Annotated in this window: 23 protein-coding genes; 11 read left to right on the top strand and 12 right to left on the bottom strand. The window is 47.6% G+C overall.

The genetic code is table 11. The annotated features are described in order from the left end of the window. Positions 1–134: 134 nt before the first annotated feature. From ACUHGC_RS06765 to guaB, 6 genes are all read right to left on the bottom strand, one after another. Complete coding sequence (locus ACUHGC_RS06765; protein WP_446834863.1) at positions 135–1022, bottom strand: IS256 family transposase, variant Zn-binding type; 888 nt, start codon at positions 1020–1022, stop codon at positions 135–137. A 118-nt stretch (positions 1023–1140) separates the two neighbouring features. Beyond that, positions 1141–1518, bottom strand: a complete 378-nt coding sequence (gene trxA / locus ACUHGC_RS06760) for a thioredoxin (protein WP_446834862.1) — start codon at positions 1516–1518, stop codon at positions 1141–1143. 148 nt (positions 1519–1666) lie between these two features. Next, positions 1667–2659 carry a 2-hydroxyacid dehydrogenase gene (locus ACUHGC_RS06755; protein WP_446832594.1) on the bottom strand — a complete coding sequence of 331 codons (993 nt, stop codon included), beginning with the start codon at positions 2657–2659 and terminating at the stop codon, positions 1667–1669. A 126-nt stretch (positions 2660–2785) separates the two neighbouring features. After that, positions 2786–4360 carry a glutamine-hydrolyzing GMP synthase gene (guaA, locus tag ACUHGC_RS06750; protein ID WP_446832593.1) on the bottom strand — a complete coding sequence of 525 codons (1575 nt, stop codon included), beginning with the start codon at positions 4358–4360 and terminating at the stop codon, positions 2786–2788. A 14-nt stretch (positions 4361–4374) separates the two neighbouring features. Beyond that, positions 4375–5385, bottom strand: a complete 1011-nt coding sequence (locus tag ACUHGC_RS06745; protein ID WP_446832592.1) for a Fic family protein — start codon at positions 5383–5385, stop codon at positions 4375–4377. A 24-nt stretch (positions 5386–5409) separates the two neighbouring features. Further along, a complete protein-coding gene (gene guaB / locus ACUHGC_RS06740) occupies positions 5410–6873 on the bottom strand; it encodes an IMP dehydrogenase (protein ID WP_446832591.1) in 1464 nt (487 codons plus the stop codon). A gap of 210 nt (positions 6874–7083) precedes the next feature. On the opposite strand from guaB, the gene ACUHGC_RS06735 reads away from it, so the two are divergent. Together ACUHGC_RS06735 and ettA are read left to right on the top strand one after the other, a co-directional pair. Next, positions 7084–8214, top strand: coding sequence for a pyridoxal phosphate-dependent aminotransferase (locus ACUHGC_RS06735; RefSeq protein ID WP_446832590.1), 1131 nt, complete (start codon positions 7084–7086; stop codon positions 8212–8214). Positions 8215–8287: 73 nt separating this feature from the next. Continuing rightward, positions 8288–9958, top strand: coding sequence for an energy-dependent translational throttle protein EttA (gene ettA / locus ACUHGC_RS06730; protein ID WP_446832589.1), 1671 nt, complete (start codon positions 8288–8290; stop codon positions 9956–9958). An 88-nt stretch (positions 9959–10046) separates the two neighbouring features. Here ettA and cra read toward each other — a convergent pair whose 3' ends face one another. Then, the gene (gene cra / locus ACUHGC_RS06725) at positions 10047–11057 is read right to left on the bottom strand and encodes a catabolite repressor/activator (protein WP_446832588.1); all 1011 of its coding nucleotides are present in this window, start codon (positions 11055–11057) and stop codon (positions 10047–10049) included. A 93-nt stretch (positions 11058–11150) separates the two neighbouring features. Beyond that, complete coding sequence (gene metG, locus ACUHGC_RS06720; protein ID WP_446832587.1) at positions 11151–13223, bottom strand: methionine--tRNA ligase; 2073 nt, start codon at positions 13221–13223, stop codon at positions 11151–11153. Positions 13224–13432: 209 nt separating this feature from the next. Here metG and apbC point away from each other — a divergent pair, with 209 nt between their 5' ends. Then, a complete protein-coding gene (apbC, locus tag ACUHGC_RS06715; protein ID WP_446832586.1) occupies positions 13433–14545 on the top strand; it encodes an iron-sulfur cluster carrier protein ApbC in 1113 nt (370 codons plus the stop codon). A 117-nt stretch (positions 14546–14662) separates the two neighbouring features. On the opposite strand, the gene ACUHGC_RS06710 is transcribed toward apbC, so the two are convergent. The 4 genes from ACUHGC_RS06710 to ACUHGC_RS06695 form a co-directional block, all read right to left on the bottom strand. Beyond that, positions 14663–15883: a ribosomal protein uL16 3-hydroxylase gene (locus tag ACUHGC_RS06710; RefSeq protein ID WP_446832585.1), complete on the bottom strand. Its 1221-nt coding sequence runs from the start codon at positions 15881–15883 to the stop codon at positions 14663–14665. Between the two features lie 10 nt (positions 15884–15893). After that, positions 15894–16295, bottom strand: coding sequence for an RnfH family protein (locus ACUHGC_RS06705; RefSeq protein ID WP_446832584.1), 402 nt, complete (start codon positions 16293–16295; stop codon positions 15894–15896). Further along, entirely contained in the window at positions 16285–16719 is a 435-nt protein-coding gene (locus ACUHGC_RS06700; protein WP_446832583.1) for a type II toxin-antitoxin system RatA family toxin, read from the bottom strand. Before ACUHGC_RS06700 ends, ACUHGC_RS06705 begins: the two co-directional genes overlap by 11 nt. A gap of 65 nt (positions 16720–16784) precedes the next feature. Further along, positions 16785–17534 (bottom strand): copper homeostasis protein CutC, encoded by a 750-nt coding sequence (locus ACUHGC_RS06695; RefSeq protein ID WP_446832582.1) that lies wholly within the window; start codon positions 17532–17534, stop codon positions 16785–16787. Between the two features lie 108 nt (positions 17535–17642). Here ACUHGC_RS06695 and ACUHGC_RS06690 point away from each other — a divergent pair, with 108 nt between their 5' ends. The 8 genes from ACUHGC_RS06690 (at position 17643) to ACUHGC_RS06655 (ending at position 23864) form a co-directional block, all read left to right on the top strand. Next, positions 17643–18395 carry a DUF2157 domain-containing protein gene (locus ACUHGC_RS06690; RefSeq protein ID WP_446832581.1) on the top strand — a complete coding sequence of 251 codons (753 nt, stop codon included), beginning with the start codon at positions 17643–17645 and terminating at the stop codon, positions 18393–18395. 112 nt (positions 18396–18507) lie between these two features. Then, positions 18508–19515, top strand: a complete 1008-nt coding sequence (locus ACUHGC_RS06685) for a hypothetical protein (protein ID WP_446832580.1) — start codon at positions 18508–18510, stop codon at positions 19513–19515. A gap of 3 nt (positions 19516–19518) precedes the next feature. Then, complete coding sequence (locus tag ACUHGC_RS06680; protein ID WP_446832579.1) at positions 19519–20313, top strand: GDYXXLXY domain-containing protein; 795 nt, start codon at positions 19519–19521, stop codon at positions 20311–20313. A 33-nt stretch (positions 20314–20346) separates the two neighbouring features. Further along, entirely contained in the window at positions 20347–20862 is a 516-nt protein-coding gene (locus ACUHGC_RS06675) for a phosphoribosyltransferase (RefSeq protein ID WP_446832578.1), read from the top strand. Between the two features lie 98 nt (positions 20863–20960). Then, positions 20961–21545, top strand: a complete 585-nt coding sequence (gene pth, locus ACUHGC_RS06670; protein ID WP_446832577.1) for an aminoacyl-tRNA hydrolase — start codon at positions 20961–20963, stop codon at positions 21543–21545. Positions 21546–21577: 32 nt separating this feature from the next. Continuing rightward, positions 21578–22669, top strand: a complete 1092-nt coding sequence (ychF, locus tag ACUHGC_RS06665; RefSeq protein WP_446832576.1) for a redox-regulated ATPase YchF — start codon at positions 21578–21580, stop codon at positions 22667–22669. Positions 22670–22730: 61 nt separating this feature from the next. Further along, positions 22731–23561, top strand: coding sequence for a hypothetical protein (locus ACUHGC_RS06660; RefSeq protein ID WP_446832575.1), 831 nt, complete (start codon positions 22731–22733; stop codon positions 23559–23561). Between the two features lie 30 nt (positions 23562–23591). After that, positions 23592–23864 carry an ACT domain-containing protein gene (locus ACUHGC_RS06655; protein ID WP_446832574.1) on the top strand — a complete coding sequence of 91 codons (273 nt, stop codon included), beginning with the start codon at positions 23592–23594 and terminating at the stop codon, positions 23862–23864. The last annotated feature ends 3 nt before the right edge of the window (positions 23865–23867 follow it).

The raw sequence follows: 23867 nt of genomic DNA, 5'->3' as shown, positions 1-23867 counted from the left end.
TATAAACAGTATGCGCGTATGAAACTTGTATGCAAATTTTTATGTTTGCCATAGTAGACAAAAAATTGGTAATTTTTTAGACAACATACGCTATTGGATAAAAAGGTTGGTTTTGATTATTAAACATATCAAAATCAACTCTTTTTACTCAAAAAATCCTGTATAAACATAATCTTATTCCTTCGGTTTAGTCCATTATGAACGGATAATTTCTGCTTTAAATCCTTAAACAGCCCTTCCAGCCGATTTGTCGTTTTTTCTATCCGTAACTCCGGGTATTTTTCAAAGACAAACAAGTAATCCATATAGCGTTTAATACTGGCATAAGCCCCTCTCAATTTGCGATGTTTATAAGGAAATTTACCCTGATTATCGGGTATATCAGACCGTTCTTCTAAGTAAGCTTTATGCTGCAAAAACCAGTGATGCAAACGGACATAAAAGTCATTTTTGTGACTCTGCTTGAGTGTTTTAACCATTGTTTTCAGTTCCTTTCCGGCAACGGATTTAGGGTTTCTCGTCAGCTTGCGAATCACCATTGCAACAAGGTGAAATTGGCACATTTGGGTTGGCGTATTAAATATATCTTTCAATAAGCCCCGTCGCCCATCGCAAGTAATAGATTGAATAATAAATCCTTTTTTACGCAATCGATTGATGGCTTTGGTATAGTAAATGTCCTTTTCGGTACGAACGATTTGGTGGTAAATCACCTTTTTTGAGCGGGAATCCATTATGACTAATACGCCGAATTGTCGCCCGAAAAAAGTGACATCCATAATAAGATTCAACATTGTGGTTTGCGGTGTGCTGAGTGGCGTTTTAGGGGCTTTTTTCAGGTGCCTTTGGATAGTCCTGACCGAACAATCATAGGTTAACGCAAGCTGCTTATACGTCTGTTTTCCGACGGTGTAATCGTGCCAGATTTGGGCGGATTGAAGGTAATTTGTGTGAGAATATGTCCGTAAACAATCCAAGCATTTATAGCGTTGCTTGCCTGAATTTTTACCGTGTTTTTTAATGTGTTCTGAACCACAGAAATAGCAATTTTTTGGTCATTTTAAAAAATCTCACTTAACGCCTTATTCTATAAGGGATTAAGCGAGATTTCAGCCACATTTTTGTCTACTATGCCTTTTATTAAGCAACTGATTTTTCAATTAATGCGATCAATTGATTTTTTGGTAATGCGCCGACTTGAGTTGCAGCCACTTTGCCTTCGTTGAAAATAACCAATGTCGGGATGCTACGCACACCGAATTGTGCTGCGACTTGTTGGTTTTCATCAACATTGATTTTGACCACTTTCACTTTGCCGTCTAACTCTGCAGCGATATCGTCCAGAATCGGGGCAATCATTTTACATGGTCCGCACCACGGTGCCCAAAAGTCCAACACCACCGGGATAGTGGATTGCAAAACGTCGCTTTCAAAGCTGGCATCGGTTGCGTGTACTACTTCACTCATTTTGTTTTCCTTAGTTTGTCTTGTTTCAGTTTGCTTAAGATAAGCACTTATGCCGCGATTTTCAAGGTCTATCGATAAATAATCTTATAATTCTTTCATTACCATTATATAAAAATATTATAAAACAATAAGTTAAAATTAGTTATCAGCTCTACTGAAAATTAATCGACATAAAATCAAGATTTTAGCACGTCTGTTCTCAAGCTTTGACTTCGTTTGGGCTGTCGATATTGCGCACCAAATCCGCAATATTATGCAGTGTAACCTCGGCAATGCTGGTGATCGCTTCTTCGGTTAAAAACGCCTGATGTCCGGTCATCAGCACATTATGTGACGCTGCTAACAGTGAGAAAGTGTCATCTTGGATCACGTCATTGGATTTGTCTTCAAAAAACAGATCGCGCTCATTTTCATACACATCAATCCCTAATCCGCGAATTTTGCGGCTTTTTAATGCTTGCAGCGCATCTTCGGTATTCAACAATGAACCGCGGCTGGTATTGACGATCAGCACGCCATCGCGCATTTTGGCAAAAGAGGCTTGGTTTAGCAGATGATAGTTTTCCGCGGTTGCCGGGCAATGCAAAGTGATCACATGAGAATGCGCATACAGGGTATCCAAATCCATATATTCCGCGCCCAATTCCACTGCCGCCGGGTTAACATATGGATCATAAGTGAGAATATTCATGCCGAAGCCTTTCAGAATTCGCATCACCGCCACGCCGATTTTGCCGCTGCCGATCACCCCCGCCGTTCGTCCGTACATATTGAAGCCGATTAACCCCTCGAGCGAAAAATTGGCATCACGCGTGCGGTTATAGGCTTTATTAATCCGCCGATTCAACGCCAACATCAGCCCGACAGTATGCTCCGCCACCGCCTCCGGCGAATATGCCGGCACGCGCACCACTTTCAAACCGAACTCTTTCGCTGCCTCCAAATCGACATTATTAAAACCGGCACAACGCAGCGCAATAAACTTCACCCCGATTTCAGACAAGGTTTTCAGCACTGCGCGATTGGCGACATCATTCACAAAAATACATACCGCATCAGCGCCTTCCGCCATTTTCGCCGTTCTTTCATTCAGCAGAAAATCATAAAACTCCAGCCCAAATCCATACTTTACATTCACCAGTTCAAAATAGTTTTTATCATATTTTTTGGTGCTATAAACTGCGATTTTCATTTTCTTTCTCCCAATAAAAAATTGCGATCAATGTAACAAACTTTGTTATGTCGAACAATGGCTATCCGCACAGAAAAAACAAAAAAGCCTCGGCAACCCGAGGATTTAACCATTTGATAATTAAGACTATTCCCATTCAATCGTCGCAGGTGGTTTGCCTGAAATATCATATACCACGCGTGAGATGCCGTTGACTTCATTGATGATTCGGTTGGAAATTCGACCGAGCAGATCATACGGCAGGTGCGCCCAGTGGGCGGTCATAAAGTCGATGGTTTCGACTGCGCGGATTGAAACCACCCAGTCGTATTTGCGCCCATCGCCCATCACGCCGACCGATTTCACCGGCAAAAATACGGTGAATGCTTGGCTGACTTTGTGATACCAATCGGCTTTGTGTAATTCTTCGATAAAGATCGCATCGGCGCGGCGCAGAATATCGCAATACTCTTTTTTCACCTCGCCCAACACACGCACGCCCAAGCCCGGGCCCGGGAACGGATGACGGTATAGCATTTCATACGGCAAGCCCAGCGCCAAGCCGATTTTGCGCACTTCGTCTTTGAACAGCTCTTTCAGCGGTTCAACTAAGCCGAGTTTCATATAATCCGGCAAACCGCCGACGTTGTGGTGCGATTTGATCACATGAGCCTTGCCGGTTTTCGATGCCGCCGATTCGATCACATCCGGATAAATCGTGCCTTGCGCCAGCCATTTTACATTGGCTTGTTTTTGCGACTCTTCGTCAAACACGTCCACAAACACTTTGCCGATCACTTTGCGTTTTGCTTCCGGATCAGACACGCCCGCCAATTCGTTCAAGAAACGATCTTCAGCGTTAACGTGAATAATATTCAAACCGAATTTATCGCCGAACATCTCCATCACCTGCTCCGCTTCGTTCAAACGCAACAATCCGTTGTCCACGAATACACAGTGCAGATTTTTGCCGATCGCGCGATGCAGTAAAAGTGCGGTCACGGAGGAATCCACCCCGCCCGATAAGCCTAAAATCACTTCGTCATCGCCGACTTGCGCTTTAATCCGCGCCACGGCATCTTCGATGATATTTTCCGCCGTCCAGCGGTTTTCACAACCGCAGATATTCAGCACAAAATTTTGCAACAACTCCAGACCGCTCTTGGTGTGGGTGACTTCCGGGTGGAACTGTACGCCGTAGAAATTCTTGCTTTTATCCGCCATCGCCGCAATCGGGCAGCTGTCGGTTGCCGCTGAAATTTCAAACTGCGGTGGAATTTGCGTCACTTTGTCGCCGTGGCTCATCCAAACGTCGAGCAGCGGCTGTTGCTGTGCCGACAAGGCATTTTGCAGCGATTTAAACAGCGGATTGGTTTGCACCACTTCCACCGACGCATAACCGAATTCACGCTCGGTTGAGCTTTTCACTTCGCCGCCTAATTGCATAGCCATGGTTTGCATACCGTAGCAAATTCCCAACACCGGCACACCGGCATTAAAAACATATTCCGGCGCTCTCGGGCTGTTTTGCTCGGTGGTGCTTTCAGGGCCGCCGGATAAAATAATTCCGCTCGGATTAAAATCACGAATATCCTGCTCCGCCACGTCCCACGCCCACAGCTCGCAGTAAACCCCGATTTCCCGCACCCGACGGGCAATCAGCTGGGTATATTGCGAACCGAAGTCCAAAATTAAAATTTTATGCTGATGAATGTTGTTCATGTTGTTCCTTTTGATTAAATTGGATTTCTGTTGTTTGTTGATGACGGCAGTTGATAATAACGGTTTTTGGTGGTGCCGATAGCCTCTAGCAGCCCCAAGGCAACAAAATTAGCCAGATAGCGCCGCGTAGTTGCCGGCGGTTTGTTCAACAGTTGCTGAGCTTCGCCCCCCGACAAACGTGTATGGTTTGCCAGATGCGTCGCAAGAATCCGATACATTGCGCGTGCAGTTTCGGATAATTCGCTCATTTTATCGCTCACTTTTTCGCTCATTTCAGTGAGCGAATACTGTTCCAACGTTTCTAAAATACGATCGAGCATAAACTCAATAAACACCGTCGAACGCCCCGATTTATCCGCCTGCCTTAGTACCGCATAATAATCTTGCTGATGTTGATACACGATAGTTTCCACCGGCAGCCAGGCAAACAACGGGTTCCAACGACTGAGCAGCACACTTTGCCACAAACGCCCCATTCGCCCGTTGCCGTCGGCAAACGGATGGATCATCTCGATTTCATAATGCAAAACCGCACTTTTAATCAAATCCGGCGTATCATCGGTTTTCGCCCAGTCAAACAGCTGTTGAACCAAGCGCGGCACAAATTCAGGTCTGGCGCCAAGATGCAGCACATTGCCTTGTCCGTCAAAAATGCCGACATCTTTTTCGCGGAAAACACCGGCTTGACTCACCAAGCCTTGCGTCAGCAATCCATGGGCACGGAGAAAATCGGTAACCGAATACGGATCAAAACTCAAAATCGCTTCATAAGCCTGATACGCATTTTGTACTTCGTGAATTTCCTGCGGATCGCCTAACACCGGTTTGCCGTTAATAATGTCGCTCACTTGTTCAATCGTGAGCGAATTGTTTTCAATCGCCAAAGAAGATTGAATCGAACGAATCCGATTTTCTTTGTGCAAATGCAGATTTCGTTCATATTGCCCTTGAAGCTGCCCGATTTTATGGGAAATCTCCACAATACGATTCAACATCTGATTGGTCAGCTCAAAGGGCGGTTTCACATTTAGTCCTTATTACGATTAGGCTTACCCCATCCGATAATTCGGAGCTTCTTTGGTGATAGTAACATCATGCACATGGCTCTCTTTAATGCCGGCGCCGCTGATTTTGACAAACTCGGCTTTGGTGCGCAGTTCTTCAATGGTGGCGCAGCCGGTCAAGCCCATGCACGAGCGCAAGCCGCCCATTTGCTGATGAATAATCTCTTTGAGCAATCCTTTGTAAGGAATCCGCCCTTCGATGCCTTCCGGCACTAATTTATCGGCGGCGTTGTCGGATTGGAAATAACGATCGGACGAACCTTTGGTCATTGCGCCCAATGAACCCATGCCACGATAGGCTTTAAACGCTCTGCCTTGATACAGTTCGATTTCGCCCGGGGCTTCTTCCGTTCCGGCAAACATAGAACCCATCATCACGCACGACGCACCTGCGGCAATGGCTTTTGCCAAGTCGCCGGAATAACGGATGCCGCCGTCGGCGATCACCGGAATGCCACGATCTTTCAAGGCTTCGGCTGCGTCGGCAATCGCGCTGATTTGTGGCACGCCAACGCCGGTTACGATGCGGGTGGTGCAGATTGAACCCGGTCCGATCCCGACTTTCACCGCACTTGCGCCGGCATCTGCCAATGCAATTGCGCCTGCAGCGGTTGCCACATTGCCGGCGACAATCGGCAAATCCGGATATTTCGCACGCGTTTCGCGCACGCGCTGCAACACCCCTTCGGAATGTCCGTGCGAAGAGTCGATTAGCAGCACATCCACCCCGGCTTCCACCAGTGCGTCGATTCGCGCTTCATTGCCCGGCGCGGCACCAACCGCCGCGCCCACGCGCAAGCGACCGTATTGGTCTTTACAGGCGTTCGGTTTGCTTTCGGCTTTTTGGTAGTCGCGCAGAGTGATCATGCCGACCAGTTTGAAATCGTCGTTCACCACCAACACTTTTTCAATTCTGTGGGCGTGCATTAACGAAAAGGCTTCTTCGCGCGGTTCGTTTTCTTTTACCGTGACTAACCGCTCTTTCGGCGTCATCACCGAGGTGACCGGGCGATCTAAATCGGTAACAAAGCGCACGTCGCGTCCGGTCACAATTCCGACCAATTCGCCGCTTTCGGTGGTCACCGGATAGCCTGCGAAGCCGTTTTTTTTGCTTAACGCTTCCAAGTCGCGCAATGTCATTTCCGGGCGCACCGTAATCGGATCGCTCACGATGCCGCTTTCAAATTTTTTCACACGACGCACACGATCGGCTTGGCGCTCGATAGTCATGTTTTTGTGAATGAATCCGATGCCGCCTTCCTGCGCAAGAGAAATTGCCAGTTTAGCTTCGGTGACGGTGTCCATCGCCGCGGATAAAACAGGGATATTTAAGCGAATATCTTTGGTCAGTTGAGTGGATAAATCTGCCGTGTTCGGCAAAACAGTGGAATGGGCGGGAAGCAGCAGCACATCATCAAATGTCAGGGCTTCTTTAACGACTCTCAGCATTGCAATATCTCTCTTTTTTGAAAGGTGGAAAAAAATGAAGGTAAAAATATTGCGGTTGGATTATACAGATCTTCATTCGGCTTGTGAATTTTTTTATCGCGTTTTTTTGTATTTTTTGACCACCCTGCACCGCAATAAACCGCAGCTATTGCAAGGTTAAACCGATTGCCGTAGGATTTCCCCAATTTCACTTTTTCTAAGGATAAAATCATGCGTTACGACAAAATGAGCGCCTTTATCGTAATGGATATTGTACGCGAAGCCGCCAAATATCCGAATGCGATCCACTTTGAAATCGGGCAGCCGGATCTGCCACCGTCGCCAAAAGTCAAAGCCGCACTGCAAAGTGCGGTCGGCGAAAACAAATTCAGCTACACCGAAAGCCTTGGGCTGGCAGCATTGCGCGAAAAAATCTGCCAACATTATCGCGAATGTTATCACGTTGACATTTCGCCGCAACGCGTGTTGCTCACCCCCGGCACCAGCGGCGCATTTTTGATTGCCTATGCGCTGACCTTAGCAAAAGGCGACAAACTGGGGCTGACCGATCCGTCGTATCCGTGTTATAAAAATTTTGCCTATTTAATGGAAGTCGAACCGCACTTTATGTCGGTCGATCAACGCAACTGTTATCAACTCACCACCGAGCAACTACACGGGCAGCCGATTAAGGCACTACAAATTTCCTCCCCTGCCAATCCGACCGGCAATATTTACAGCGCCGAAAATTTGCGGGCGCTGAATGACTATTGCCGCCAACATGAGATCGCATTTATTTTCGATGAATTGTATCACGGTTTGGTGTACGAACAACAAGCGGCGACCGCACTTCAGTTCAATCCGGATGCGTATGTGATTAACGGTTTCTCTAAATATTTCTGTATGCCGGGGGCGCGCTTGGGCTGGATTATCGTGCCGGAAAACAAAGTGCGCGAGGCGGAAATTATCGCGCAAAATATTTTTATCTGCGCCCCGACTTTGAGCCAATACGCCGCATTGGAAGCGTTCGACGCCGACTATTTGAACCAAATTCAAGCTACCTTTAAACAGCGGCGTGATTATCTGTATCAGGCGTTAAGCGAGCTGTTTACCATCGAATTTAAGCCGCAAGGGGCGTTTTATCTGTGGGCGGACGTTTCGCGCTACACCGACGACAGCTATCAATTCGCCAAACAGATGTTGCAAGAAATCCAAGTGGCAACCACGCCGGGGATTGATTTCGGCAGCAACGGCACCAAGCATTATCTGCGTTTTGCCTACACTCGGGAGATCGAACATATGCGCGCCGGGGTCGAACGCTTGCGCGAATGGTTAAAACATTACCCTAAGCCGCACGCCTAATCATGGCGTCGCGGTGCAAATTAGGCTAAAATGAACCGATTTTTTATCCTAAATATGGAAAGGAAAACAGACCATGTCAACCCAATTTGTTTATACCATGCACCGCGTCGGCAAAGTTGTGCCGCCGAAGCGGCATATTCTGAAAAATATTTCCCTGAGCTTTTTTCCGGGTGCCAAAATCGGGGTTCTCGGCTTAAACGGTGCCGGTAAATCCACCCTGCTGCGCATTATGGCGGGCATTGATAAAGATATTGAGGGTGAAGCGCGCCCACAGCCGGGGATTAAAATCGGCTACCTGCCGCAAGAACCGAAACTCGAACCGCAACAAACCGTGCGCGAAGCGGTAGAAGAAGCGGTCGGCGAGGTAAAAACCGCACTGACCCGTTTAGATGAAGTGTATGCACTATATGCCGATCCGGACGCCGATTTCGATCAGCTCGCCGCCGAACAAGCCGAGCTGGAAGCGATTATTCAAGCGCACGACGGGCACAACCTGCAAAACCAATTGGAACGTGCCGCCGACGCGCTGCGCCTGCCGGATTGGGACGCTAAAATCGAACATTTATCGGGCGGGGAACGTCGCCGCGTGGCGCTGTGCCGTTTGTTGTTGGAAAAGCCGGATATGTTGTTGCTCGACGAACCGACCAACCACTTAGACGCCGAATCGGTTGCGTGGTTAGAGCGCTTTTTACACGATTATGAGGGCACTGTTGTGGCGATCACCCATGACCGTTATTTCCTCGACAATGTTGCCGGCTGGATTCTGGAGCTTGACCGTGGTGAGGGCATTCCGTGGGAAGGCAATTACTCTTCTTGGTTGGAACAGAAAGAAAAACGCTTGGCGCAAGAAGCGGCTTCCGAATCAGCACGCCAGAAATCCATTGAGAAAGAATTGGAATGGGTGCGCCAAAATCCGAAAGGTCGCCAAGCGAAAAGCAAGGCGCGGATGGCACGCTTTGAAGAGCTTAACAGCGACGATTATCAAAAACGTAACGAAACCAACGAATTGTTTATTCCACCTGGTCCGCGTTTAGGCGACAAAGTGATCGAAGTCAGCGGCTTAAGCAAATCCTACGGCGACCGCACTTTGATTGACGATTTATCGTTCAGCATTCCGAAAGGGGCGATTGTCGGGATCATCGGTCCGAACGGCGCAGGGAAATCCACCCTATTCAAAATGCTCAGCGGACAAGAACAGCCTGACAGTGGTTCAGTGACCTTAGGAGAAACCGTGGTGTTAGCGTCGGTTGATCAATTCCGTGACAGCATGGACGACAAAAAAACCGTGTGGGAAGAAGTTTCCGGCGGTTTAGACATTATGCGCATCGGCAATTTTGAAATTCCAAGCCGCGCCTATGTCGGACGTTTCAACTTCAAAGGCGTGGATCAACAAAAACGCGTCGGCGAACTCTCCGGCGGTGAACGCGGGCGTTTGCATTTGGCAAAACTGCTGCAAACCGGCGGCAACGTATTATTACTCGATGAACCGACCAACGACCTCGACGTAGAAACCCTGCGCGCGCTGGAAAATGCGATTTTAGAATTTCCGGGCTGTGCGTTAGTAATCTCCCATGACCGTTGGTTCTTGGATCGGGTCGCCACCCATATTTTAGACTACGGCGATGAGGGCAAAGTCACCTTCTACGAGGGCAACTTCACCGATTATGAAGAGTGGAAAAAGAAAACCTTTGGCGCCGAAGCCGTGCAACCGCACCGCATCAAATACAAACGGATCGCCAAATAACCGCACTTGGATTGAACACAGCAAAGCACCTCATTCGAGGTGCTTTTTTATCACTCTATCGCTACCGCACTTTCGCACTTAAAAACGGTTAACTCTGACTGCGTTTACAGAAAATTTCACGATGCAGCCAGAGCGGATAGGCTTCACTGTTACGTTGTTTTTTGGCGGCGCTTTTCACCGTGTTTTGTTGCACTGCGGTCAGTAAATTTTCAGCAATCTCATCATACGGCTGCACGGCGCTGATTAACTGGTTCGGCAGCAATTCAAACATTTGTTGATCACCGAAAGTTGCGATTGTCAGTTCGGGCGGAATTGCGCCTTGTTGTTGCAGCAGTACTTGTAATACGCCTTGTAATAAGGTTAATGAGGTGACAAACAACGCATCCGGCAGGGCATTCTGCTGTAGCCATTCGCTAAACGCCGCAATTGAGGATTCGCGGGTAAAGTGCGGTGCGTAGAGATAGTCCACCTTCAGCGGTGAATCTTCGGCGATTTGGCGAAAACCGGCTTCACGTTCACGGCTGATCGGAAACTCTTGTTGCGCACCGAAATACAGCACGGAGCGGATCTGTTGCTGCTGTAGCAATTTGGCTGCCAAGTGGCGGCTATCTTGTTGGTCGTGATATAAGATATTAATATTATTTAAATTATTCGCTTGTCGGTCGAAACCGATAATCGGCACGTTGCTAATCTGCTGATAAAAATCATCGTCCGCCGCCAATGCGGTGGACACCACCAACGCATCAATTTTACGTGCGATTAATTGAGTGGAGCACAGTTTCTCGTTTTCCGGATTGTCGTTGGAACATGAGATAAACAGCTGATAGCCTGCTTTTCGGCATAAGGCTTCAAAGCGCATGGCGATTTTACCATAGCTGATATTTTCCAAATCGGGAATGATCAAGCCGATCGTATTAGTGTGTCCGGCGCGCAATCCGGCGGCAACCGGATTGGGCTTAAAGTTATGTTCGTTGACCACCGCCATCACTTTGGCAATGGTGCGATCGCTCACGCGGAATTGTTTTGCTTTGCCATTAATCACATAGCTGACCGTGGTGCGCGACACCCCGGCTAGTTTTGCCACTTCGTCCAGTTTCATGGATATTCCCTTAATACGACAAAATAGAAATAGAATACAACTTATCCAAATACACAAAACCGCACTTTGCTCATCACAAAGTGCGGTTTTCGCTTATTTCACACGCATTCCCGGCTGCGCGCCGTCGTCCGGGCTGAGCACAAACAGCTCACTGCCGCCCGGCCCTGCCGCCAGCACCATGCCTTCCGACAGCCCAAATTTCATTTTGCGCGGCGCAAGATTCGCCACCATTACTGTCAAGCGCCCTTCCAGCTCCTCCAGTTTATACGCGGATTTGATGCCGGCAAAGACTTGGCGGGTTTCACTGCCGATGTCGAGAGTTAATTTCAGCAATTTATTCGCTTCCGGCACCGATTCCGCTTTCACGATTTTCGCCACACGCAAATCAATTTTAGCGAAATCATCAATGCTGATAGTATCGGCAATCGGTTCATAGTCCGCTTTTTGTTTCGTCGCATTTTCCTCGGCTGGCGTTGCTGCCGGAGCTAACTGGGCGTTTTCGGTTTTTGACAGCGCGACTAACTCGTCAATTTGTTTGCTGTCCAAACGGTTAAACAGCGCTTTAAACGGCGCAATCTGATGCCCTAACAACGGCTGCGACAAGTTTTTCCACGTCAGTTCGGTTTGTAAAAATGCTTCGGAACGCGCCGCCAATTCCGGCAACACCGGTTTCAGGTAACCGATTAAAATGCGGAACATTTCAATTCCCATTGAACAGATGTGGTGCAACTCCTGCTCTCTGCCTTCCTCTTTCGCCACTACCCACGGCGCTTTGTCATCCACATATTTATTGGCTTTATCGGCAAGCGCCATAATCTCACGGATCGCTTTGCCGTATTCGCGGTTTTCAAAATAATTGGCGATACTATCAGACGCTTGGTTAAATTCCGCCAACAATTCCGGATTTTCTAGGCTACCCGCCAATTTGCCTTCAAAACGCTTTTGAATAAATCCGGCGTTACGCGACGCCAAGTTCACCACTTTGTTCACAATGTCGGCATTCACGCGCTGCACAAAATCTTGCAGATTCAAATCTAAATCATCAATGCGGTGGCTCAATTTCGCCGCGTAGTAGTAACGCAAATATTCCGGATCCAGCAATTTGAGATAGGTTGCCGCTTGGATAAATGTGCCGCGTGATTTCGACATTTTTTCGCCGTTCACCGTGACATAGCCGTGCACAAAAATATTGCTCGGCTTGCGGTAACCGCTGCCTTCCAACATCGCCGGCCAGAACAGGCTGTGGAAATACATAATGTCTTTGCCGATAAAATGATACAGTTCGGCAGTGCTGTCTTTGTGCCAGTATTGATCGAAATCCAGCCCTTCGCGATCGCATAAGTTTTTAAACGATGCCATATAGCCGATCGGCGCATCCAGCCAAACGTAGAAATATTTGCCCGGCGCATCGGGAATTTCAAAACCGAAATACGGCGCATCGCGGGTGATGTCCCACTGTTGCAGACCGGCTTCAAACCACTCTTGCATTTTGTTTGCCACTTCTTGTTGCAACGAGCCGGAACGGATCCAACTTTTCAGCATCTCCTCAAAGCTCGGCAGATCAAAGAAAAAGTGTTCCGATTCTTTCATCACCGGCGTCGCCCCCGACACCACCGAACGCGGATTAATCAACTCGGTCGGGCTGTAAGTGGCGGAACAGACTTCACAATTATCGCCATATTGATCTTCCGATTTACATTTCGGGCAAGTGCCTTTCACAAAGCGATCCGGCAGGAACATGCCTTTTTGCGGATCGTACAATTGTGAAATGGTGCGGCTTTTAATAAAACCATTGCTTTTCAGCTTGCGATAAATCGCTTCCGACAATTCGCGGTTTTCGTCGCTGTGGGTGGAATGATAGTTGTCAAAGCTGATATTAAAGCCGTCAAAATCAGCTTTATGTTCGCTTTTCACTTGTGCGATCAGCGCTTCCGGCGTGATCCCCATTTGATCGGCTTTCAACATAATCGGCGTGCCGTGCGCATCGTCGGCGCACACAAAATGAATTTCATTGCCACGCATCCGCTGAAAACGCACCCAAATATCCGCCTGAATATGTTCCAGTAAATGCCCTAAATGGATCGGACCGTTGGCATACGGCAACGCACAAGTCACCAAAATTTTGCGTGCTGAAGTTGACGCTGAAGTTGACGCTGAAATGGACATAGGAATCTTGAAACCCTTGTAGAAAATTTTATCAATAAAATAGGCGCTAATCTTACCTTAAGCCGCGTGTTTTTGCCAGTTGAACCGCACTTGTCGCTTGATTCAACAATAATACTGAAATTGACTTAACACTGGCGGGCAAACATGATTAAATAGCGGAGACGAATTTGACTTATCTTTTGTAACCTTATAAAAATAAAGGATTTATCATGGGATTATTTTCCTCTACCGAGTTGAGCGACGCTCAAACAACACAGCTTGAACAAGCAATTGCCGATTTTCGTGATCCGACGCTACAAAAAAACTTAATTGAATTGAAAGCGTTGAAAAAAATCGAACTGGGCGGCGACACCTTACGTATTGAATTGACACTGCCTTTCGCGTGGAACAGCGGCTTTGAGCGCTTGAAAACCGCACTTGAAGCGGAATTGCTGAACATCAGCGGCGCAAAAACCGTGCGCTGGCAGCTAAATTATGCCGTTGCCACCTTGAAACGCGCCAATAATCACCCGGCGGTGAACGGCGTGAAAAACATCATCGCGGTCACTTCAGGCAAAGGCGGCGTCGGCAAATCGACCACCGCAGTGAATTTGGCTTTAGCGCTAAAAGCCCAAGGCGCACGCGTCGGCATTTTAGATGCCGATATTTACGGCCCGTCTATTCCGCATATGTTAGGCGCAGCCGAACAACGCCCGACCTCGCCCGACAACAAACACATGGTGGCGATTGAAGCTCATGGTATTTATGCCAATTCAATCGGCTTTTTAATGCCGGCTGACAACGCCACAATTTGGCGCGGCCCAATGGCGAGCAGCGCCTTAAGCCAGTTATTACAAGAAACGTGGTGGCCGGATTTGGATTATTTAGTGATCGATATGCCACCGGGCACCGGCGATATTCAGCTGACACTGTCACAACAAATTCCGGTTACCGGCGCAATCGTGGTCACTACCCCACAAGACATCGCACTGTTAGACGCAGTGAAAGGGATTGCGATGTTTGAAAAAGTCTCCGTGCCGGTGTTGGGGATTATCGAAAATATGAGCGTGCATATTTGCAGCAACTGCGGACAGCACGAAGCCATTTTCGGCACCGGCGGTGCGCAAAAAGTGGCGGAAAAATATCAGATTTCAGTATTAGGGCAGATTCCGCTGCATATCCGCCTGCGTGAAGATCTGGATCAAGGCACCCCAACCGTGGAAGCCGCTCCGCAACACGAAATCAGCCAAGCCTTTCTACAACTGGCAGAAACCGTCGCCAGCCAGCTTTATTGGCAAGGCAGCGTGATTCCCGCTGAAATTATGTTTCGGGAAGTGAAGTAACGACTCCCACCAGCCTTTAGTAGCCCTCTTTGTAAACGGAGAGGGTGAAAATATCATGCATACTTTTATTAAATACAGTGAAACGAATAATAAATAGTCGTAGCAACTGTTAAAAAATCAATCCCCCGAATCCAACACCAGCCAGCCGTTTTCCAGCCAGCTGCATAGGGAATCGAGCAGTAACTCTTCTGTCATCGAATCATCTGCGGTTGCCACAAATTGTTGTAAAGCGTCCCAATCTAACAACGCGCCGTTTGCCAGTTCTGTTAATACCGCACTTTCAACTTCGCTCAGTTCGTCTAACCATTCGCCGTTGACGTACAGCGCAAACGGTTGTTCGGTGTAAAGGATTTTGCTGTTGCTGTCTTGCTGAATGGTCACGCCATTTTGCAACATCTCCGCCAATTCTTCCGGATAAAACTCATCGTCCGATTGCAACAGTTCGTAGCGTCGGCTGCTGACCGCACTTGCCACTGCGTGCTGAAACAGTTGCTCAAATTGCGGCGATTGGCTGAAGTAGTCCAACAACTGCTGTTTCATATTGGCGACCATTGCCGGATCCAGTCTTGCCATCGGCTGTTCGGTTGGCGATAGCCGCAATGGAATATTCAACTCAGCCGGATTAAAGTGCGGTGTCGGGTGGCAAATCGCATCATTGATATTATCAATTAAATCCCCGAGATTCGGATAGCGTAAGCCGAACGAAACCGTTAAACAATCGTCTTGCGCCACGCCGTAATGCGACAAGCGCGACGGCACATACAACACATCGCCGGGCTCCATTACTTCGTCTAGCAGTAACTCGCCCATGTCGTCAAAAATGCGGATCGGTTGGTTCGGCTTAAATTCGGTGCTCGGATCGCACCATTTGCCCAACTGCCAGCGGCGATGTCCGTATGCCTGCACCAAAAACACGTCATATTCGTCATAATGTTTGCCGACCGAGCCGCCGCTTGGCGCGTAGGACACCATAATGTCGTCGCGTTGCCATTGCGGGATAAAGCCGAACGCTTGCCATAATTCGCCGAGTTCCGGCGACCACTGCTCTAAATTTTGTACCAGCACCGACCACTGCGCAGGTAACTTTTTGAAATCTTTAGAGCTTAACGGACTGACTTTTAACGACCATGCCTCCTCGCCCTGTGGATTCACCTCAGTTTTCACCAAACGCGCGGTAACGTCCTCTTGCTGCGCCAGTTCGATGATGTCTTGCGGCTCAAGCAGCCCGACAATTTGCGGCAAACCGTTTTTAATCAGTAACGGTTTTTTCTGCCAATACTCTGCCAAAAACTGCTCGGCACTGATTTCTGACGGTAAACAATAGGCGATTTTTGACATGAGATGATCCTTATTCAGATGATGAGGCGGATTCCGACCGCACTTGTTTTTTTGCTTCGCGTTTTTCTTTCGCTTTTTCGTCGGCGCGCTGCTGTTTCTCTTGCGCCTTTTGTGCTAACAATTCCTGTTTTTGCTGTTCGGCACGCTTGCGGCGGATCTCTTTCGGATCGGCAAGCAGCGGACGGTAAATTTCGATTCGATCGCCGTCCTCTAATACATCGGTCAGCTTCGCCAAACGGCTGAAAATACCGACGGTATTGGTGCGCAGATCGATCTCGCTATATTGTTGCAAAATGCCCGATTGTAGAATGGCGTTTTGAATAATCGTGCCCGGCTCGACCTGATAGCGCTGTAAAAAATAGCCGTGCGGCAGCGCATAGGCAATTTGAATACTAATTTTATCAGCCACCATACACCTCTTTTGCCCGTTTTTTAAACGCATCAATCATTTTTTGCGTCAGCTGTTCAAAAATTTTACCAAATACCATGCTAATTAACACGCTGGAAAATTCAAAATCCAGCTTCAGCCGGATATAACAGGAGCGCTCATCGAGTGCATCAAATTGCCAATAACCTTGCAAAAAACGAAACGGCCCTTCTACCAATTGCATCTCAATTTGTTTGTGCGGTTGCATTCGGTTGCGGGTGGTGAATTGCTGGCTGATGCCCGCCTTGCTGATCACCAGCTCGGCAGTCAACTCATTTTCGCCGTGAGTTAAGGTTTTGCTGGCGACACAGCCGGGCAAAAATTGCGGATATTGTTCGTAATTATTGACCAAATGATACATTTGCTCGGCGCTATAGCCCACCAGCGCGGATTGATTGACAGATGGCATGGATTCCTGACCTTGGATAAATGGATAGCGCGTAATATACGCCAACCTTTTGCCAATATCAAACCTCAACTGCTTGCGGTAAATTGACCAACAGCCCGCACCACTGCACTTAAGGTTTCGGCATCGGTTATGGCGATGCGTTGGTCGTCTTCGGCGTTCGCGCCCATCGCTGCTTGCTGTGTGGGTTTCATTAGGCTGTGGCGGTAGCCTTTGGCGGAGAGGTGGAGTTCTTGTGCGCCGGTGGTTTGCAGCAAGGCAAGCGCATTTTGTGAGTTAACACCGGCGCCGGGCATAATTGAAATTTGATGATCGGCTTGGCTAACTAACTGACGAATCAATGCCGCCCCTTGCTGCGCAGTCGGCTGCTGCCCAGAGGTCAACACCCGTTCGCAGCCGAGTTCGATAATTTGCTCAAGTGCGGTTTGCGGATCGTGACACAGATCAAACGCGCGGTGAAAAGTCACGCCCAGTCCGTCGGCGGTGTCGATCAAGCGGCGGCAAATATTGCGATCCGGCTCTGCGGCGGCGGTCAGTGCGCCGATAACAATGCCGTTCACCCCAAGCCGTTTTGCCTGCGTGATGTCCGCCAACATAATCTCAACTTCATCGGCGCTGAACAGAAAATCCCCGGCACGCGGACGAATCATCGCATAAACCGGCACGGTTGCCGCTTCAACCGCACTTTTGATCAAGCCGTAATTCGGCGTAATGCCGCCCAACGCCAATGCGCCGCACAGTTCAATCCGATTCGCACCGTGCTGCTGTGCGGTTTTCAGAGACTCAATGTTGTCAACACAGACTTCCAGTATCGCCATGATTCACTCCATACGGCGGTTAAATTGCGTTTAGTTTAGCAACACTCGGCGGCAAAAGATAATAGATTGTTTAATCTATCAAAATGCATTACTATCAAGACCAAATAGATGGAAAAACTGACGAAAGGTGACAAAATGCCAAACCGCACTTTGCTGTTTACTGCATCATGGGAAAGATATTTGCTGATTTTAAGCGTGTTAATCACCGCCGGTTTCCTTTCCAGCGGTGTGGTCACTTGGATCGCCGCCAATTGGGATCAGTTCGGGAAATTCAGTAAATTGTATGCCACTCAAGGGCTGTTAGTGTTCAGCGTATTGGCGGGGCTGGTGGCGTATGCGCGCGAATACCGAAAAGTGGGCAAAGTGCGGTTGAAATTTGCGACGGCTACACTCTTTTTTATTGCGGCGGTGCTGATTGGTGCGCTGTTGGCATTAATCGGGCAGATTTACCAAACCGGTGCGGATCCGTGGCAGCTGTTTGCGCTTTGGACGTTGTTGCAATTGCCGTTATTGCTTGCATTGCCGAACGTAGCGGCGGCGTTATTGCTGATTCTGACCGCCAACACCGCACTTTGGCTTTATCTGGATTTCATCTCGGTTTATGAGATTAACCACTACCCGCTGATCGGCTTGAATTTGCTGTTTGTGCTCGTGGCGGAACGTTTTGCCAAGCCGCTGCACGATCTACTGGCGTGTTGTGTCAAAAGTCAGCAACGTGATGCTGATTGGCACGCTGCTGCTGTTTTGTTTCGCTCAAGGCAAACTGATTATACTCACTTGGCTGCCGGCAGGCGGGCTGCTGTATTACTACAGCAAAATCCGATCTATTTAACCAAAGCGGCTATTGGGCGTTTTTGCTGATGAGCCTCAATATTCTAATCTTGAAAACAGACTCTTTCACTGGCGGATCGATTTTTCTCGCACTGATGAGCACCTTAGGCGGTGCGATCGCACTGGCGATTCATTTGAAAAAGTGTATCAGCGCTACGACAATTTTGCCGCTATGCCGTGGCAATTGCAGCTGCTGTTTGCCGGACTAGCGTTGCTAATCACCGTGTTAATGTTGATTTTTCTGGTGCTGTTCACCGAATCGTCTCTCCCGATTTTATTGATGACAACACTGCTCTTTTTGAGTGTCGGGATAGCCGGATATTACCAAAAGCAGAACGAATTAGTGACCGGAATGCTGCTAATCATCGGCTTAACCTTAGGTTCAATCTATCTCAAGGTGGTTCAACATCAGTTCTATGAAACCTCGCAGCTGTTTGAGCAACGTGGTTGGTTGCTACTGATTTTTAGCATACTTTGCTTATGGTGCTTTGCGAAAATTCGGATCAACTGGCTGCAAAGTTACAGCCTGATTGTGCTGCTGGCGACACTGTTTTATTGGTTTACATCTGAGGTCGGCATCACTTATGCGCAGTCGGATTTTGCTGACGATCTAATTGCCGAGCCGAACGGCTTGGGCTACCTGATCTTTGTGCGCTACAGCGCCTACTGGCTGCCGGTTTGCACGCTGTTGCTGTTCTATTTCTCACTCAAACCGTCGCGCCAACAACCTTATTTGCAAGCCGCCGCGTGGGGCTTGTTGCTGTTCTATTTGGGCTTTATGCAGTTTTCACTGCTTGCATTCGGCCTTGTTTCCTCCGGTATGGAGACAACCAACAACGCGGTGTTATCGCTAAGTTGGGCTGATTTTTGGCAGCGCGGCCTGCAGGCGCTGTTCCCGTTCGGCTATTGGCATCTGGGCGGACTACTTCAGCTGTTAATCAATTTCTCACCACTGATGCTTTACCTGCTGTTTAGCAAAAAATATTCATTGAATAAGCCAAGTTTTATCATCGGTGCCATCGTACTCAGCCTTTTCTGCTTAACTTTTGCCGGATCTAACAGTGTGTTGTTCGGCTTCAGTTTGTTGCTACTTGCCTACCCGAATCATCACCGTGTGCTGTTTGGTATCGCCACGCTGTCACTGGTATAGTTCTTGAGCCAATATTATTACTGGCTTGGCTTGCCGTTGTTGTATAAAGCGTTTTTGCTGTTGGCGAATGGTCTGCTCTTTGCACTGCTGGCATTCACATTACAGCGACAAACCCGCGACCAAGTCGATTCACAAACGCCGCAAACCGAGCAGCCGAAGCTCAAAATCGGCTATCTCACCCCGGCGCTGGCGTTGTTCAGCTTAGTAAGCACTTTGGTGCTTGGCAATAGTAGCATTCAGCGCTACGAAAACGTGCTCAATCATGGGCATTCGGTGATCCTCGAAATGGCGCCGGTTGATCCGCGTTCACTGATGCAGGGCGATTATATGGAGTTGAATTACGCCCTGGCGAACGAAATCCGCACCGCACTTGAGGCGGAAGACGAACAACAGCGCCAAGCCTTGAATATCAACTATCAAGATTCGTATAGCGAATTGGAAAGTAGCGCTGAATATGAAGCACTACAAGCCGCTTATGCCCAATTCGCCGAATGGCAGCAAAACCAGCCGAAAACCCGTTACGCGCTGTTGAACCAAGCCGAAAACGGCGTGGCAAGTTTATGCCGTTTGGAAAGCGCGCCTCCGCAACAATATGACGGCTGTGCGGCGGATATTTATTTCAGCATTCAAATTCCGGATTACGGCGCTTTATGGATGATCACGCTGCCCGGCAAACAGTTCTTTTTCGCCGAAGGGAAAGGCGAGTATTTTGCGCAAGCGGCATACGCCGAATTTCGTGTGTTAAACGGTGTAGCATTATTACAACGATTATTGGATTCAGAATTAAAACCGCTATAATCTGAATTAAACCTCTTGAATCAAGGAAACAAAATGAAAAATCAACATCTTGGTGAAGTTGTTCTCGATGCGACACAGATTCAAAACGGTGTCAGCCGCGTTGCCGAACAACTCAATCGTCATTTCCAACAGGCTGTCGTCATCAGCGTGATACCCGGTGGTATATTGTTCACCGCTGATTTGGTGCGTCAGCTCAATTTTGAGATTCGCATGGATTATATCTCTTGCCCGCACACGCCGGGCGATCGACAAAATCAGCCTGAGATTGTGTATCACCAGAATATCAATATCGCCGATCAAGATGTTATTCTTATAGACGATGCGATTGAATCCGGCGGCACAATGAAGCGCTTGGTTGAGCATTTACATCACTTCCAGCCCAAATCCATTTCGATTGCCACATTGTTTGTCAAACCGGGGCGCACAACTATCGAAGCAACACAATATTTTGCTTACGAAATGACCAACGATGATCTGTTAGTCGGCTATGGCTTGCCTTGGCAGGACAAACTGCGCAATATCCCCTACATCTCAAAATTAGTGCGCTAAACCGTTTTGTGTTGTGGTTGCGGATTGTGAGAAATCGGATTTTAACGTAAAATAGCCTCTTTTTATCACTCTATTTTGAACAACCAAACGGAAACAGCGTGTCGGAAATCAAATTAATCGTAGGCCTAGGCAACCCCGGCAATCAATACGCCAGCACTCGCCATAATGCGGGCGAATGGCTGATTGAGCAGCTTTGCCGCCAATATAACCTCAGTCTTGCGCCGGAAAATAAATTTTTCGGCAAAACTGCTCGTGCCATGGTGGGCGGCAGTGAAGTGCGGTTGTTAGTGCCGACCACCTTTATGAACCTCAGCGGAAAAGCGGTGGGCGCACTGGCAAATTTCTACCGCATTCAGCCGGAACAGATCTTAGTGGCGCACGATGAACTGGATCTGCCGCCAGGTGCTGCCAAAATCAAACAAGGCGGCGGACACGGCGGACACAACGGTTTGAAAGACATTATTGCCAATCTCGGCAACAATAAAAATTTCTACCGTTTGCGTTTAGGGATCGGACACCCCGGCGACAAAAATCTGGTCAGCGGTTATGTGTTAAATAAGCCGCCGCAAAATGAGCTGAACGTTATCGAACAAGCGGTGGCAGAAGCGGCAATTTGCGTGGATATTCTGTTAAAAGACGGCATCACCAAAGCGACCAACCGTTTAAACGGCTTTAAAATTTAATTATCGAACATTGTACTAACAAGGAAAACATTATGGGATTTAAGTGCGGTATCGTCGGTTTACCGAATGTAGGAAAATCAACGCTGTTCAATGCGTTGACCAAAGCCGGAATCGAAGCGGCGAACTATCCGTTTTGCACCATTGAGCCGAATACCGGCGTGGTGCCGATGCCGGATTCACGTTTAGATGCGCTGGCGGAAATCGTCAAGCCTGAGCGTGTGTTGCCGACTACTATGGAATTTGTGGATATTGCCGGTCTGGTAGCGGGCGCCAGCAAAGGCGAAGGCTTAGGCAATAAATTCTTAGCCAATATTCGTGAAACCGATGCGATCGGTCATGTGGTGCGCTGTTTTGAGAATGATGACATCGTGCACGTTGCCGGCAAAATTGATCCGGCGGAAGACATTGACACCATTAACACCGAATTGGCACTAGCCGATTTAGACAGCTGCGAAAAAGCGATTCAACGCCTCACGAAACGTGCCAAAGGCGGCGACAAAGACGCTAAATTCGAGTTGTCGATTATGGAAAAAATCCTGCCGGTGTTGGAAAACGCAGGCATGATCCGCTCCGTCGGCTTAGACAAAGACGAATTGCACGCCATTAAAGGCTATAACTTCTTAACTTTAAAACCGACCATGTACATCGCCAATGTGAATGAAGACGGTTTCGAGAACAATCCGTATCTGGATCGGGTGCGTGAAATTGCACAAAACGAAGGCGCAGTGGTTGTGCCGGTGTGTGCGGCGATTGAATCGGAAATTGCCGAACTGGACGACGAAGAAAAAACCGATTTTCTGCAAGAATTAGGCTTGGAAGAACCGGGCTTGAACCGTGTGATCCGTGCCGGTTACCAATTGCTAAACCTGCAAACCTACTTCACCGCCGGCGTGAAAGAAGTGCGTGCGTGGACGGTTTCCGTCGGTGCAACCGCACCAAAAGCCGCCGCCGTAATCCACACCGACTTTGAAAAAGGCTTTATCCGTGCCGAAGTAATCGGTTATGAAGACTTTATCCAATTCAAAGGCGAAGCCGGTGCAAAAGAAGCCGGAAAATGGCGTTTGGAAGGCAAAGACTACATCGTCAAAGACGGCGACGTGATGCACTTCCGTTTTAATGTGTAATTAACGATAAACGCTATTTTTTAATAGCGTTTTTTTATATCCATTTTTAGAGGAATAGATTATGGGATTTGATGTGAGCTACCACCCAATTTCAGAACAAGAAATGAATGATTGGTTTTTTGATGTTTTGTCCGAAGCAAGAAATGAAAATTGGGAAAATATTGAAAAACTGGCAACACAACATGAAATTGAGCCTTTTTATATTGAGCGATATAAAGAGATGCTTCTTTATACAAAGCAATATAACAACTACGATATTCCTTTTAACTCAACATACGGCTATTTACTGGCGATTGTGCAAGGCTTTTTCCGTCAATATTTTTATAATCGTGGCAGTGCATTTTCTTTTTTAATCGAATCCTACCCTGAATTTAAAAAATATACGAAATCTTGGCAAGAGATTATTCCAAGAACGATTCAGCCACCAGAACATGAAGGCATTCAAGAAAATTATAGTGTTGGCGTGTTTATCCCTGCTGCACAAGTTTCACAATTATTACTCGATTATCAAAATAATCCCGAATTCCAAAAAATTCTCGATGAATTTTATGAGCGCAACATTACTGTTTTTATTAATGCATTAAAAATGGCACAGGAATTAAATGTTGGTTTACTTGAAGCAACTGATGTTATTATGCCAAATCCATTAGACTTAAATAATAGCCAATGTTACTCCAATTTATTTAATTGTGACCCTACAGGTGCATTAATTTATGAAGAAGTTGCTGCAGAGCAAATCAATAGCGCATTATCATCGCTGCCTGATGATGAAAAAATAGATGTGAAAGATATTAGTTATAATATCGTTGATAATCAAAATATCACTAAAACAGTAGAACCTAAAAAAGAAGGGTTCTTTAGCCGCCTATTAAAAAAATTTAAAGGCGAATAAAAAATATTACATATACGCATAGGAATTTTTATGAACAACTCCGTATTAACCGTAATTGGTAAAGATCGTATCGGGATCGTGTACGATGTCGCTAAGTTATTGGCTGAACAGCAAATCAATATCGTCAACATCAGCCAGCAGCTGATGAATGAATTTTTCACCATGATTATTTTGGTTGATACCAGTGCCTGCCAGAAAGATTATCAAACCTTAGCTGCGTTTTTTGTAGCAGAAGGTGAGAAATTGGGGCTGGATTTGCGCTTGCAAAATACCGAGATTTTTAATGCCATGCACCGCATTTAAGGG

Source organism: Testudinibacter sp. P27/CKL/0425 (assembly GCF_052931395.1).
The sequence above is the reverse complement of the archived record's forward strand: the minus strand, read 5'-3'. Positions and strand labels throughout refer to the sequence as shown.

What these genes read in the sequence shown, in the direction of transcription:
- ACUHGC_RS06755 (WP_446832594.1), bottom strand. Translation starts at nt 2,659, where the DNA reads ATGAAAATCGCAGTTTATAGCACCAAAAAATATGATAAAAACTATTTT.
- guaA (WP_446832593.1), bottom strand. Translation starts at nt 4,360, where the DNA reads ATGAACAACATTCATCAGCATAAAATTTTAATTTTGGACTTCGGTTCG.
- guaB (WP_446832591.1), bottom strand. Translation starts at nt 6,873, where the DNA reads ATGCTGAGAGTCGTTAAAGAAGCCCTGACATTTGATGATGTGCTGCTG.
- ACUHGC_RS06735 (WP_446832590.1), top strand. Translation starts at nt 7,084, where the DNA reads ATGCGTTACGACAAAATGAGCGCCTTTATCGTAATGGATATTGTACGC.
- ettA (WP_446832589.1), top strand. Translation starts at nt 8,288, where the DNA reads ATGTCAACCCAATTTGTTTATACCATGCACCGCGTCGGCAAAGTTGTG.
- cra (WP_446832588.1), bottom strand. Translation starts at nt 11,057, where the DNA reads ATGAAACTGGACGAAGTGGCAAAACTAGCCGGGGTGTCGCGCACCACG.
- metG (WP_446832587.1), bottom strand. Translation starts at nt 13,223, where the DNA reads ATGTCCATTTCAGCGTCAACTTCAGCGTCAACTTCAGCACGCAAAATT.
- apbC (WP_446832586.1), top strand. Translation starts at nt 13,433, where the DNA reads ATGGGATTATTTTCCTCTACCGAGTTGAGCGACGCTCAAACAACACAG.
- ACUHGC_RS06710 (WP_446832585.1), bottom strand. Translation starts at nt 15,883, where the DNA reads ATGTCAAAAATCGCCTATTGTTTACCGTCAGAAATCAGTGCCGAGCAG.
- ACUHGC_RS06705 (WP_446832584.1), bottom strand. Translation starts at nt 16,295, where the DNA reads ATGGTGGCTGATAAAATTAGTATTCAAATTGCCTATGCGCTGCCGCAC.
- ACUHGC_RS06700 (WP_446832583.1), bottom strand. Translation starts at nt 16,719, where the DNA reads ATGCCATCTGTCAATCAATCCGCGCTGGTGGGCTATAGCGCCGAGCAA.
- ACUHGC_RS06695 (WP_446832582.1), bottom strand. Translation starts at nt 17,534, where the DNA reads ATGGCGATACTGGAAGTCTGTGTTGACAACATTGAGTCTCTGAAAACC.
- ACUHGC_RS06690 (WP_446832581.1), top strand. Translation starts at nt 17,643, where the DNA reads ATGGAAAAACTGACGAAAGGTGACAAAATGCCAAACCGCACTTTGCTG.
- ACUHGC_RS06675 (WP_446832578.1), top strand. Translation starts at nt 20,347, where the DNA reads ATGAAAAATCAACATCTTGGTGAAGTTGTTCTCGATGCGACACAGATT.
- ychF (WP_446832576.1), top strand. Translation starts at nt 21,578, where the DNA reads ATGGGATTTAAGTGCGGTATCGTCGGTTTACCGAATGTAGGAAAATCA.
- ACUHGC_RS06660 (WP_446832575.1), top strand. Translation starts at nt 22,731, where the DNA reads ATGGGATTTGATGTGAGCTACCACCCAATTTCAGAACAAGAAATGAAT.
- ACUHGC_RS06655 (WP_446832574.1), top strand. Translation starts at nt 23,592, where the DNA reads ATGAACAACTCCGTATTAACCGTAATTGGTAAAGATCGTATCGGGATC.